We start from the raw sequence: 13,845 nt of genomic DNA on the forward strand, positions 1-13,845 counted from the left end.
CACTTCCTTCCAAAAAATCTTACAAAGTGCCCTTGGTGGAAGGCATGACACCCGCCATTCGAGGGTCCATCTCAACCGCCATCCGCAGTGCCCGGCCAAACGCCTTGAAAATGGTCTCAGCCTGATGGTGTGCGTTAAACCCTTTGAGGTTATCAATATGCAAACTGACCTTGGCGTGATTCACAAAACCCTGGAAAAACTCCCAGAACAACTGGGTATCGAGCTTGCCAATCGCAGCGCGGGTAAAATCACAATTGAAGCAAAGGCCAGGACGACCGGAAAAATCAATCACCACCCGCGACAAGGCTTCATCCAGCGGCACATAACTATGGCCATAACGAACGATGCCTTTTTTGTCGCCAATCGCTTCCGCAAAGGCTTGCCCCAGGGTAATGCCAATGTCTTCCACCGTGTGGTGATCATCAATATGCAGGTCACCCTCGCAGAAAATATCCAGATCGATCAGGCCATGGCGAGCAATCTGATCCATCATATGCTCCAGAAACGGCACACCGGTATCAAACTGGCTTTTGCCAGTACCGTCGAGATTGATGGAGACCCGAATCCGGGTCTCCAGGGTATTACGTTCGACCGTTGCCGTACGGGCCATGGAATGCTCCAACTATCGCCAAAGAAAAAGGAAACCATTATAAAGGGCGCAGTGAAAAACCTCCATGAAACCTCAACAAGCATCTGAAGACCAAACGCTTGCCCTTCAAACCATAATCAGGAGTCCCAAGTGCCCGTTCTACTCGAACACATCAAACAGCCTACTGCTGCCGACTGGGCTGATATCGCCAAGATTCAGGCCGATACCGCTGACGAACAACTGCAAGCTCCCATGCTGCAACAACGGCTCGCCAACCAAGGCTGGATTATTGCCGCACGGTTTAACGACCGCATCGTCGGTGTCATACTCTGTACCCAGAACCAACAGACAATAACCCTGTCGAACGCAGCCGTGAGAACAATTACGCAGCGCCGGGGCGTCATACATCAGACAATACACCTGCTACAACACTGGGCCAGGGATCAGGCCATGACCCTTCGTATCGAAACAGCACCCGATACACTGGCACCGGCCTTGGAAAAACGCGGATTTGAGTTCACCGAATCCGCCTGGGTATGGCAGCCGTAACCTGTTCATACCAATGTACCCGTTGCGATCATGGATACATTTTCAAGCGTTACAGGCAACAATCTTTTCACCACCCGGGTGCTACACAAGCAATGCGCGGCACGACATACTGCACAGATATCAGAACCTGATCTGTGCCTGTAGCCACCTCTAACATAACAATGGACGCCTCACTCATGTTTCGATTCTTGATTCTTATTTCAGCGTTGCTTTGCAACCTTACGGCCTGGGCCGCGCAAACGCCCTCGGAAGTAGTAGCCAAGGCAACCAGCCAACTGACCGAGCGTCTGAATCAGACGCCGGTAGAGCAACGTACCGAAAACCTGGTGCGCGAACTTGTAATGTCGTTCATTGTGCCTGCCATCGATCAGGAAAAAATCGCCAAAGGGGCGTTGGGCAAATACTGGCGGCTGGCCAGCTCGACGCAACAACAGGAATTCATCGATCGTTTTCGGGAATTACAGATCCGCACCTACAGCGGTGCCTTCAAGGCATTCAGTGGTGAAAAGCTGGAGTTTGAAGAAGCCCGTATCAACCCCGAAGGCGACAAAGCCTTTGTTCAAGGCTTTCTGACCCAGTCCAATGGCAACACTGTCCCAATTGATTTCAAACTTTACCGCAAAGATACGGAAGACCAATGGCGTGTATACGACGCAGTCGTCTCGGGTCTGAGTATGGTCAAAACCTACCGGGACCAAATGGCTGAACGCCTGCAAGGAACCCACCCCGGCAACGCAAAAACCCGCATGGACGACCTGTTGCAGCAACTTCAGCAAGAAGCGGATCGGGCAGCACAAGCCAACCTGGCCGCTGAATAAGAAAACGCGCCATTATTCAGTGCGTATGGTGGTCGGAACCCCATACGCACTCCGGGTCTCTCTAGGCAAATACCTGATTTATGGTACATGCTATGGTTTATTCCAAGCGGACCACATCACGTAACCGCCCCAAACGAGCCGAGAGACATGCATCTACAGGTACAACGCCTGAAGCACAAGCTGGTTATCGTCACGTTATTGACGACCACCCTGACTCTGATATTTTCAAGCATCGCCTTTACCTGGCTGGAATACTATCTGACCCGCCAGGACAACGAACGCCAACTGAACACCATTGGCACCATGATCGCTCGCCACAGCGCACACGAACTCCTGGCCGGACACACCAGCGAACTGAAAGAAAGCATCCGCTCCCTCAGTGACAACAGCGATATTCTGAGCGGCTGCATCTACGACGCCAACAACCTGCTGGTCATCACTTACCTGCGCGATAATCAGCCATCCTTGGCTCCCTGCCCACCACAACGGGACATGAGCCATGACAACCACGAGCAACAGATATTCCCGATCCAGTATCAACACAAAACCGTCGGCACCCTGACCCTGCACACCACCCAGGAATCCAGAAACAAACGACTGCAGCAGTTTGGCCTCTTTTCAATCCTGATTGCCATACTGGCTCTATTACTCGGGTTTGTTGCTTCATCGCACCTGAAAGAACTGGTCTTGCGTCCGTTACACGAGCTTTACGCCACGCTCAAGCGCATTGCGCAAGACCAGGACTACTCCATCCGTGCCACCCGTAAAACCGACGATGAACTGGGCGCTCTGGTCGACCTGTTTAACTCCCTGCTGCAAACCATTGAAACCGAACACGCCTCACTCAAGGAAAACGAAGCCCGCTTCCGCAAACTGGCGGCCTTTTCTCCCGTTGGCATCTTTCAGGTAGACACCCAACAAACCCTGCAATACGTCAATCAGCGCTGGCGGGAAATCCACCAGTTGTACGACGAATTACCGCAACTGGAACGCTGGTTTGACAGCATCGCCCCCGCCGACCTCGTCAGCCTGCGCGACGCCTGGCAGCAATTAATCACCACACAAGAAGGCATTGCCATGGACCTGCGCCTGCTGAATCGCGACAGCAGCCAGACCTGGATTCATCTGATGGCCAGCCCAATGAACAGCTCAGACGGAGAAGTCGTGGGCTATCTCGGAGCCATCTCTGATATTTCCGAACTGAAATACGCCCAGCTACAAATGGAAAACCTGGCTTTCTACGACTCGCTCACCGGCCTCGCCAACCGACGACTGTTCAAGAACCGGCTCACCAAATCCATCAAATCCGCTCAACGTACCCAATCTACCCTGGCGCTCGTTTATCTCGACATGGACCAGTTCAAACGCATCAACGACTCCATGGGCCATGATGCCGGCGACCAGCTTCTGCAAGAAGCCGCCAAACGACTGAGCAACTGCGTTCGTGATCGAGACACAGTCTCCCGTATCGGTGGCGACGAATTCACCATCCTGCTAACCGATATCAAACAGACCTCCGACGTCCTCGCCGTGGCCGAAAAATTACTCTCCACTCTCAACCGCCCGGTCAGAATCAAAGGACAGGACATCACCACCTCCGTCAGCATCGGCATCACCCTGACACCGCAAGACTCCAGCGACCCCAACACCCTGATGAAAAATGCCGACCTGGCCATGTATCGCGCCAAAGAACTGGGCCGTAACAACATCCAGTTCTTCTCCGAAGACATGAACCGCTCAATCCTCGAACACCTGGACTGGGAACAAAAAATCAACACCGCCCTGGCAGAAGACCAGTTTAACCTCGTTTACCAGCCCAAAATCAGCTTGCAGGGTTATCACACCACAGGCCTGGAAGCCCTGGTTCGTTGGCATCACCCGAAGAACGGCCTGATACCCCCAAGCCAATTTATCCCGGTCGCGGAAGAAAACGGTCAAATGCTCGCCATTGGCCGCTGGATTCTGGAACGCAGCTGCACCGATATGCAATCGCTCCTGCAGACCAGAGCACTACCCGCCGACGCTCGCCTGTCCGTTAATCTGTCGGCCAGTCAGTTTGCCGCCCCCGACCTGCAGCAAAACGTTCAGCAAGCACTGCAACTATCCGGTCTGGCGGCCGCCAACCTGGAGCTGGAAATCACCGAAAGCACCCTGATGCGCGATGTCGAAAGTTCCATTGCCATCATCAACAACCTGCAAGCGCTTGGTATCCGCTTTGCTATCGATGACTTTGGCACCGGCTACTCATCACTCTCCCATCTCAAACGCCTGCCAATCACCGTACTCAAGATCGACCCGTCATTTGTCGCCGACATCACCACCGACGTCAACAACATGGCCATCACTGCCGCCATCATTGCCATGGCCCACAAACTCGGCCTGTCCGTCGTGGCCGAAGGTGTTGAATCCGACGATCAGGTAAACTTCCTCCGCAACAGCCTTTGCGATGAAGGCCAGGGCTATCTGTTCAGCCGACCACTGACACTGCCGCAACTGCAGCTGTTTCTGCACAAAGCACCAATCGCCCCACTCAACCAATGACTCAGCCTGATGACCTCTACCCAGACCGATACCGCATTCTCTGACACCCTGCTCCACTGGTATGACCACCACGGGCGCAAACACCTGCCCTGGCAACAAGACATCACACCCTATCGAGTGTGGGTCTCAGAAATCATGTTGCAACAAACCCAGGTGGCCACCGTCATTCCCTACTACCAACGCTTTATGGAACGCTTTCCCACTGTACAAGCGCTCGCCGCCGCCGAACAGGATGACGTACTCCACCTCTGGACCGGCCTCGGCTACTACGCCCGAGGCCGTAACCTGCATGCCTGCGCCAAACAAATCGTCGAACGTTACCAGGGTGAATTTCCCCCATCGGTAACACAACTGACAGAGCTGCCGGGCATCGGCCGCTCCACCGCCGGAGCCATCGTCTCCATCAGCATGGGCATCCGCGCCGCCATCCTCGATGGCAACGTCAAACGAGTCCTTACCCGCTTTTACGCCATCGAAGGCTGGCCCGGCACCACGGCCGTACAAAACCGGCTCTGGGACATTGCCGAACGGCTGACCCCCAATCACCGCCCCCGCGAATACACTCAGGTCATGATGGACATGGGTGCCACCCTCTGCACCCGCAGCAAACCCGATTGCAGCATCTGCCCGCTCCAGCCCGACTGCCTCGGCTACGCCAGCGGCAACCCGACCCAATACCCCAACAGCAAACCCAAAAAAGACAAGCCGGAAAAACACACCTGGATGCTGATGCTACGCAACCCGCACGGTGAATACCTGCTGCAGCCACGCCCACAAACCGGCATTTGGGGTGGCTTGTGGAGTTTTCCGGAAGCCACCTCCCTGGCACAAGCTGAACAGTGGCTAAGCACTCACTACGGCGACAGCACCGACATTCAGGAACTCAGCAGCTTCCGTCATACCTTCAGCCACTACCACCTGCACATACACCCGGTCGAAGTGCACTTGCCCCGCGCCCCGACATACATAGGCGAAGCACAACAGCATTGGTACAATCCACACAACCCGAGCGAACTGGGCCTGGCCGCACCGGTCAAAAAACTACTGCACGCCAGCCTATGACTCACCACACCAGGAACGCCACATGAGCCGCACAGTCTTCTGCCGCAAATACCAGCAAACACTGCCAGCACTGGCCACCGCCCCACTCCCAGGCCCAGCCGGAGAACACATCCTCCAACACATCTCCGCCCAGGCCTGGGAAGAATGGACCGCCCATCAAACCCGGCTAATCAACGAAAAACACCTCAACATGATGGACAAGGAAGCACGTAAATACCTGACCGAACAACGCGAAAAATTCTTCTCCGGCACCGACTTCGACAAAGCTGATGGCTATGTCCCTGAAAATTCTGAAAAATAATCACCCAAATACTGTTGACAGAAAATCAACAGAGCGGTTTAATACGCGCCACTTAACGAACAGCACGCCACGCTCAGCGTAGCAGCAAAGTTTTCGTTAACGTTGCCCGGATAGCTCAGTCGGTAGAGCAGGGGATTGAAAATCCCCGTGTCGGTGGTTCGATTCCGCCTCCGGGCACCATTTATTACTTAAAAATCAAGCAGTTACAATAGCTTGATTGGCCAGAAAAGTAGTCCAGACTACTTTGGGCACACAAAAGACCGGCTTTTGCCGGTTTTTTTGTGTCTGTCTGTTTTCCCTCAAAAACACCTTCTTTGAATACTGAAGTTTTACTCTTGTAAGACTGAGCCATTTGCACAAAAAACCCTGCTCTGGCCAACAATATCAGACACATTGATTTACTGGTTTCTCATCCTCTGGCCAGTTGCTGGATCATGGCGTAGATCGCTTGTATCTGCGGTGCTTTCTTGCTGTAAAAATCCGCATCAACCAGATCTTCCGATGAGTATCCCCAATAATCCCAGCAACCGAGCGGGTTCAGTGGTGCAAAGTCAGACACATTCACCTGGGGGTAAAGCACAATCAGCCGATTGCTGTCGGCCATCTGGTTGTAGCCAGTGGTGCGTATATAGGCATCGCCAATTTCATCGTAGGATTGTTTGCAGCCATGCAGCGCCACATGAATACGGCAGCGGCTGTTTTGCCGACAATATTGCGGTACATACACATAGCCGGTCTCTGCCATGCTGGTTCGTTCACCGACCAGAAAGGGGCGCTGGTCAAATGCGAGCAGTTCTCCGGATACCTCTGGAGCCGGTGGAATCGCATCCATATACAGGTAGGAAAGAATGCGGGTGGACTGCATAAACTGGCAGTTGTTGATAAAGGGAGCACGGGTCAGGGCGCAATCGGTATCATCGCTGTTATTGGTGAGGATCGCATGGCCAGCGTTAATCTGGTCGTTGTAGAGTATTTGCTGGGCTGGTACGCCAAGCTGTACAAAATAGTCTCGGGTGGCGTCCACTACTCGACTGATCACGGTATCGTCACTGCGACCACTGAACAGGTATAGATGGTCATCCTGCAGGTTGATAACCGCATCGATGCGGCCTTGCTGCTCCAGCTCCCGGGTCAGGCCAACCAGCCGCGAGACATTGGGTCGCAACAGCTCGGATTGAGGTGTCATGCAGGTGGTGGTGGCAGTCAATGCCGGAGCGGCCATCGGCCAGGAGCGGGAACACAGATATGGACCACCGGCAATTACCCCGATGCCCACCATAATATCGGAGTGAGCCATATACAGCTGAGAGGCCATAAAGGCCCCGGATGACAGGCCAGAAACCGAGGTCTGTTGAATATCGGCGTTATAGCTGGCCAAAGCCGATATACCAGAACCGGCGGCGGTATCAGCGGCTGCAGCCGCTGGATCAGAGGCGTCATCCCTTGAGCAGCCACTGTTCAGGGCTGCCAGGCAGACTATCAACGCCGTATAACGTACCAATGGGAACACACAGGCCTCCTTGCCGGGCTGATTATCGTTGTGTCATCCGTGTCATTACGATACCGCCAACATGGCGACTTGTCTGCGAGCCATACATCAGTTACGGGCCTACAATACGCCTGTTTCTACAAACGCCTATAGCCGTTGTTATGACTGTCCGACCAATGGTATCCGGGTCATAACCTGGTCAATCAGAGACTGAACCGGCTGCGTCAGTCGCATGGGTGCCGGAGCAACCTGATACAGCACGCCGCAAGTGATTAACAATACAATGGTTCCACGCCAGTTAACCAGACTGATGGGTTTGATGGCAGTACCAAAGGACTTTTTTAACCGCATCCCATTAAAATCCACGGCGTAGAGTTCATCCAGCAATAAATGTACAACAAAGCCACCGGTCACAAAACCACCACCGATCCAGCAGAAATCCGCGACACGATCAAACAGCTGATCAATGATCACAACGGTCAACAAACCACAGCAGAAAGCCGCCAGCAGGGAATGAATCACGCCCCGGTGCACCGTTAACCGCGTAAACAACTCCATCGCAGCAGGGCCAGCCAGGGCATAAGCCAGCGCCATGCCACCCCAGACAGTGGCCAGCGACGTCCAGCTGGCGTTGGCGTGAGGCAGTAGCAGCCACAACGCCACCCCCGCCGCCAACGATCCGAGACAGTTGAATACCCAGACCACCGGGCGGGATGTATCCGAGTCGATATCGGGCAAGATACCGCCCAACATCCCCAACAGAAACAAGATGAGGGCTTCAGGAAACGAAGCCCAGCTGGTCACGACTAACAATGATGAAGCCATCGCGCTGACGATCGCGGCACCGCCAAGATGGGTTGAGAAGCTGGCCATAAATACCTGTATATCCACACATGAAAGCTGCAAGGGTAACAGAATATCCGGGGCTTGCTGAATTAGTTGCTTTACAGCCTCAGACTATTGGACAGCGACGTCCTGTACCGCATGGATCAGGCGTTTTGGCTCCAGAATCCGGCGTAGTTCCGCGGCAGGCAAGAGTTGCTCTTCTTCCACCAGGTCGATCACGGTGCGATTTTCCTGCAAGGCCCGACGGGCAATCCGGGTCGCATTTTCATAGCCGATATAGGGGTTTAATGCCGTTACCAAACCAATGGAATGATGCACCATATCCGCACATTCCTGGCGGTTGGCGGTAATGCCGTTGATACAACGTTTTTCCAGCATCACCATGGCACGTTTGATCAGTCGCATGGATTCCAGCAGATTGTAAACAATCAATGGCTCCATCGCGTTCAGCTGTAACTGGCCAGCTTCAGCTGCCATACAGATGGCCAAATCATGACCCATGACTTGATAGGCGACCTGATTAACGGCTTCCGGGATCACCGGGTTAACCTTGCCAGGCATGATCGAGCTGCCAGGTTGCTGCGGCGGCAAGTTGATTTCATTGATACCGGCCCGTGGCCCCATGCTCAACAAGCGTAAATCATTGGAGATTTTGGATAGCTTGATCGCCAATCGTTTCAACATGGAGGAGAACAGCACAAACGCGCCCATGTCCGATGATGCTTCAATCAGATCTTCCGACTGGGTCAGGGCGAAACCACTGATACTCGACAGGTGCTTGATGGCCAGTTTGCCATACCGGGGGTCGGCGTTAATACCGGTGCCAATGGCTGTACCGCCAAGATTGACTTCCTTGAGCAGCTCCGACAGGGCCGCAATCACCCGTACATCTTCACCCAGGGTCGAAGCCCAGGCACCAAACTCCTGTCCCAGGGTCATGGGCACAGCGTCTTGCAACTGGGTGCGACCCATTTTGATCACATCGGCAAATTCGTGGCTTTTGTCTCGCAACGAGGCCTGCAGGCTGACCAGTGACTCGACCAGATCGCCATGGCTGAGCAGAATGCCCAGCCGGGCCGCCGTCGGGTACACATCGTTGGTCGATTGTGCCCGGTTAACGTCGTTGTTCGGGTGTAGATACTGGTAGTCACCACGGGCATGGCCCATTAGCTCCAGACCGATATTGGCAATCACTTCATTGGCATTCATATTGGTCGAGGTGCCCGCCCCGCCCTGAATCATATCCACCACAAACTGCTGGTGAAACTGCCCTTGCAGCAACCGGTCACCCGCCGCCACAATGGCGTTGCAACGTTGCTGATCCAACAAGCCCAGCTCGGTGTTGGCCAGCGCGCACGCCTGCTTTACCATCGCCAGGGCGTTGATCAATTTGGGGAAATGCGCCAGCGTCACCCCACTCAAGTCAAAGTTATCCTTTGCCCGCTGACTCTGAATGCCAAAATACGCGCTGGCAGGTACTTCTCGTTCGCCCAACAGGTCTTTTTCCAGCCGATATTCAACAGCATCCGTCATGACGTCAGCAATCTCCTCTCTAATACAGTTTTTTCTGAGGTGGTCCGGCAAACTCCAGCGGGCCAACCAGTGTCATGTCGACTTCAATCAGCGCCGGGCCATCCAGCGCAATGGCTTCCGCAATGGCGCTGCGGAATGCGTCACTGGAACCCACTTGCCAGCTTGGCATTGCCATCGCCTTGCCCACTTCGGCGTAGTTGGGGGTGTGCAGCTCGTTGTAATACTGACGGCCACCAAAGTAGTTGTTCTGGATACCGCGCATCACGCCATAACCACCGTCGTTCATCACAATCAGCACCATGTCGGTGTTTTCCTGCACCATGGTGGCCAGCTCACCAATACCCAGCATCAAGCCGCCGTCACCCACAATGGTGGCGACTTTTTTGTCCGGGTTAGCCAGAGCCGCACCGATGCCGTGAGCCAGACCCAGACCAATGGCACCGGCCAGCGAGTGGATATTCTGGTTTGGCTGCTGGAACGGCAACAAGCGGCTGCCCCAGGTTGAGCCGGAAACCGTGATATCGCGAACAAAAATGCCATCAGCAGGCAAGGCATCACGCAACGCCTGACAGATATTGGCGTAGTTGCCGACCTGCTCAATCAAGGTGCTTTCGGCCTGTACAACGGCTTGTGTGATCGCTTGGTCATAATCGCTGTCGATACGTTCTGGCAGATATTCCGCCAGATACTCCAGTACCGGCGCGCTGTCTGAGCAAATAAACTGGTCAACCTGATAATTACGATTATGGGCACCGGGATGAGCATCCACCTGAATCAACGGGCGGCCAAATTCAGTCGAATAGCTGGCTGTCTCATTACTGCGCAAGCGTGAACCCACCACCAGTACCAGGTCGGCGTCTTCCAGCAGTTGCTTGACCGATGGGCTGTTGTGGAAGGCTCGCAGGCTGCGCGGATGCGCATCAGGCAGCAAGCCCCGGGCATGTGTGGTCGACAATACCGGGATGCCTTTGTCGGCCAGTGCCGTAACGGCGGCAACGGATGCAACAGCACCACCGCCCACCCAGATCACAGGACGACGCGCCTGTTGCAGCTGCTGCAACAGGCCATTCAGTTCTTCCTGATTGGCAACTGGCATGGCCGGGACGGCAATCGGCCCCAGATTGTCGGGCAAATCAATAGTGGTGGCTTGTACATCGATCGGAATTTCAACACTGACCGGCCCCATCGGCACGGTACGGGCAACACGAATGGCCTCACACAGAATGCCAACGACCTGGTCCGGGTGCGTAATCCGGTAAGCTGCCTTGCTCGCCGCACGTAAAAACGTCAGCTGGTCTTTGGCTTCGTGGATAAAGCTGGCATCACGATCCAGATACGCCGACTCCACCTGACCGGTAATATGCAGCATCGGGCTGGCCGCATTGCAGGCTTCGATCAAGGAGCCAATGGCGTTGCCGGCTCCGGCTCCGGTGCTGGTCAAACACACACCCAGCCCCTGAAAACGGCTATGGGCATCGGCCATGGTGGCCGCACCGGCTTCACCCCGGGCGCAAACAAAGTGCATTTTTTCACGACGGCCAATCGCATCGGCGATGGGCAAGTTATGAATCGATATCACGCCGTAAATATCAGAGACCCGATGGGCTTCCAGAATACGAGCGACGACTTCACCGACGGTTACTTGTTCTTTCATTCTATTCACTCCAACAATAGCGGTTCGTCGCCCATCAGGCAGACCAGTTGTTGGGCTCGTCACTCAAGCCCACATAAATACTTTTTTGTTGCATGTATTCGAGCACTCCGGCACGGCCTTTCTCGCGCCCCAGACCACTCTCTTTAAAGCCACCAAACGGTGCCGACACCGAGAATTTTTTATAGGTGTTCATCCAGATGGTGCCGGTTTCCAGAGTCCGGGCCAGACGCCAGCCGCGCCGGAAGTTCTCCGTCCAGATACCCGCAGCCAGGCCAAAAATACTGTCGTTGGCCTGGGCGATCAGGTCGGCTTCATCATCAAACGGCAGCACCACCAGCACCGGGCCAAAAATTTCTTCCTGACAGACATAGCTGCTGTTGTTCAGGCCACTGATGATCGTCGGGGCATAAAAACACCCGGCGTCGTAATCACAGCTTGCTGTTTTGCCGGTCAGACGTTCGCCACCGCACAACACGGTGCCGCCATCAGCACGAGCGCGTTCAACAAATCCGGCCACACTGTCGAGGTGAGCCATATTGATCAACGAACCCATATGGGTATCGGCGTGCTCGGGATGCCCGACCCGCAAACCCCGGGTCAATTCCAGCAAGCGCGCCATAAAGGTGTCGTATATGCTCTGATGCACAAACAGTCGGGCACCGGCGATACAGGCCTGGCCTGCGGAGCTGAAGATGCCGTAACACACGCCACGGGCAGCCATTTCAATATCGGCGTCTTCCAGCACGATGGTGGGCGATTTGCCGCCCAGCTCCAGCGAGATCGGAATCAGCTTTTCAGCGGCAATATGAGCCAGGTGGCGACCGGTTGAGGTGCCGCCGGTAAACGAAATCTTGTTCACTTTCGGGTGGCGGGCCAGCGCTTCACCCACGACCGAACCCCGGCCAGGCAAGACACTCAGCAAGCCTTTGGGCAAGCCGGCCTGTTCAAACAGTTTGGCCAGTTCCAGAGCAGCCAGCGGTGTGGCATCGGCGGGTTTGACGATTACCGCATTCCCGGCGGCCAGCGCTGGAGCTATTTTCTGCATCTCACTGGCAATGGGGGAGTTCCACGGCGTGATGGCCACCACCACTCCCAGTGGTTCGTGTACACTGGCGGTCATAAAATCGCGGGAGCGTTGGCTCGGCAAACTTTCATCCAGCGTTTCACAGGCGGCGGCAAAGTAGCGAGCAGTGCCTGCGGCGCTCATCACCAGACCCATGGTTTCCGTCAACGGCTTGCCGTTGTCGCGGGTTTGTAACGCCGCCAGTTCGCTGGCGCGGGCGGTGATCAGATCCGCCACACGGTAGAGAATCGCGGCGCGCTCATGGGGCAAGCTGTTGCGCCAGGACGGATCACGCCAGGCCTGGTCGGCCGCTTGTACCGCTTCTTCGACATCATCGACATTGGCGGTGGCGATGTCGGCATTGCTGCTGCCATCCGCAGGAAAAAAGGTGCTGCGAAGATCGCCACGGCCATTTTTCCATTCACCTGCGATGTATATTGGCTTGACCATAATCCGCCTCCTCATCTGTTATTGCGGTCGAACGGCAAGGGGAGCCCCTTCCCACTCGGGAATCTTTTTTTGCACATCGGGTTAACTTGCCCAGTACGGGACGACGAACTAGATCACGATCGTCGACACACTCTGGCGACAGGCCCGGACCACACTCAACGCCGCCAGGGTCGAGGTTTTCGGGTTACGTTCCAGTGGTTTGCCACACAGCTGGATGCTCATTTCACCAAACCGGCCACGGGCTGAAATCTGGTGTTGGTTGGTGGTCGTCGTCGGGTCCACCACCAGCTGCACCCGAGTGTCGTCCAGACCTAGACTGGCCAGCGCGATCGTTGCGGCGACATTGGCATTGGCCGGAAAAGTCAGCGCGGCTTGCCGAGCGCTGCCTTCAAAAAACACCTGCGGCTGTTCAACACACGCCAGGTCGATCAGTTTTTCTGCCGGGCTGCCACGCCAGCTTTGCGGGCTTTTACGGCAGGTATAGGTCACCTGATCCAGACCACCTTCACGGGCCGCAGCCAGACCGTCGATACCGGCAATGGCACCAGGCAGGGCATGCAAACGGGCGTTACCCACCGTCGCGGCTGCTTGCAGTTGATCCGCCAGCTGACGATCCGCCAGCGCACCAATCGAAATCATCATCAGGTCCCAGCCACGTTTCAGCACTTCGACACCATGGGCGCGAATACCCGGCTGACCGGCACATTCCAAAACCAGATCGGGCTGGCCATCACATGCCGCAATGGCCGTAATTACCTGTACCTGATCGCCCAGTTGCGCGGCGATACGCTCGCGGCTGCGCTCTGTGGTCACGACCCAGCCCAGGCGCAAGCCTTCTGGCAGTAACGCCAGTACTTCTTCTGCCATGGCTCCAAAGCCAATCATCATCAGTTGTTTCATGTGTCGGTTCCCGGTCTGATTACCGTCTGCAGGTCGCTGGCTGAGTCAGC

Annotated in this window: 12 protein-coding genes and 1 tRNA gene; 6 read left to right on the top strand and 7 right to left on the bottom strand. The window is 55.3% G+C overall.

What is annotated here, in order from left to right; all coding sequences use genetic code 11:
- Positions 1-19: 19 nt before the first annotated feature.
- Positions 20-610, bottom strand: coding sequence for an imidazoleglycerol-phosphate dehydratase HisB (gene hisB / locus Q4551_RS11240; protein ID WP_303433916.1), 591 nt, complete (start codon positions 608-610; stop codon positions 20-22).
- A gap of 129 nt (positions 611-739) precedes the next feature.
- Between hisB and Q4551_RS11245 the strand changes: the two genes are divergently transcribed.
- The 6 genes from Q4551_RS11245 (at position 740) to Q4551_RS11270 (ending at position 6,040) form a co-directional block, all read left to right on the top strand.
- Complete coding sequence (locus Q4551_RS11245) at positions 740-1,138, top strand: acetyl-CoA sensor PanZ family protein (protein ID WP_303433918.1); 399 nt, start codon at positions 740-742, stop codon at positions 1,136-1,138.
- A 176-nt stretch (positions 1,139-1,314) separates the two neighbouring features.
- Entirely contained in the window at positions 1,315-1,956 is a 642-nt protein-coding gene (locus tag Q4551_RS11250; RefSeq protein ID WP_303433920.1) for a phospholipid-binding protein MlaC, read from the top strand.
- A 147-nt stretch (positions 1,957-2,103) separates the two neighbouring features.
- Positions 2,104-4,497 (top strand): bifunctional diguanylate cyclase/phosphodiesterase, encoded by a 2,394-nt coding sequence (locus Q4551_RS11255; RefSeq protein ID WP_303433922.1) that lies wholly within the window; start codon positions 2,104-2,106, stop codon positions 4,495-4,497.
- Positions 4,498-4,506: 9 nt separating this feature from the next.
- The gene (gene mutY / locus Q4551_RS11260) at positions 4,507-5,559 is read left to right on the top strand and encodes an A/G-specific adenine glycosylase (RefSeq protein ID WP_303433923.1); all 1,053 of its coding nucleotides are present in this window, start codon (positions 4,507-4,509) and stop codon (positions 5,557-5,559) included.
- A gap of 22 nt (positions 5,560-5,581) precedes the next feature.
- Entirely contained in the window at positions 5,582-5,860 is a 279-nt protein-coding gene (locus tag Q4551_RS11265; protein ID WP_303433925.1) for an oxidative damage protection protein, read from the top strand.
- A gap of 104 nt (positions 5,861-5,964) precedes the next feature.
- Positions 5,965-6,040: transfer RNA gene (locus Q4551_RS11270), tRNA-Phe, on the top strand.
- 229 nt (positions 6,041-6,269) lie between these two features.
- Here Q4551_RS11270 and Q4551_RS11275 read toward each other — a convergent pair.
- The 6 genes from Q4551_RS11275 to Q4551_RS11300 form a co-directional block, all read right to left on the bottom strand.
- A complete protein-coding gene (locus Q4551_RS11275) occupies positions 6,270-7,370 on the bottom strand; it encodes a poly(3-hydroxybutyrate) depolymerase (RefSeq protein WP_303433927.1) in 1,101 nt (366 codons plus the stop codon).
- A 138-nt stretch (positions 7,371-7,508) separates the two neighbouring features.
- A complete protein-coding gene (locus tag Q4551_RS11280; RefSeq protein WP_303433929.1) occupies positions 7,509-8,222 on the bottom strand; it encodes a metal-dependent hydrolase in 714 nt (237 codons plus the stop codon).
- Between the two features lie 84 nt (positions 8,223-8,306).
- A complete protein-coding gene (locus Q4551_RS11285) occupies positions 8,307-9,728 on the bottom strand; it encodes an aspartate ammonia-lyase (RefSeq protein WP_303433930.1) in 1,422 nt (473 codons plus the stop codon).
- A gap of 19 nt (positions 9,729-9,747) precedes the next feature.
- On the bottom strand, positions 9,748-11,382 hold the full coding sequence (locus Q4551_RS11290; protein ID WP_303433932.1) for a thiamine pyrophosphate-binding protein: 1,635 nt from the start codon (positions 11,380-11,382) through the stop codon (positions 9,748-9,750).
- 34 nt (positions 11,383-11,416) lie between these two features.
- Entirely contained in the window at positions 11,417-12,895 is a 1,479-nt protein-coding gene (locus Q4551_RS11295; protein ID WP_303433934.1) for an aldehyde dehydrogenase, read from the bottom strand.
- A gap of 108 nt (positions 12,896-13,003) precedes the next feature.
- Positions 13,004-13,795, bottom strand: coding sequence for an aspartate dehydrogenase (locus Q4551_RS11300; protein ID WP_303433936.1), 792 nt, complete (start codon positions 13,793-13,795; stop codon positions 13,004-13,006).
- Positions 13,796-13,845: the final 50 nt, after the last annotated feature.

The organism is Oceanobacter sp. 5_MG-2023 (assembly GCF_030548165.1).
Lineage (GTDB): Bacteria > Pseudomonadota > Gammaproteobacteria > Pseudomonadales > Oceanobacteraceae > Oceanobacter.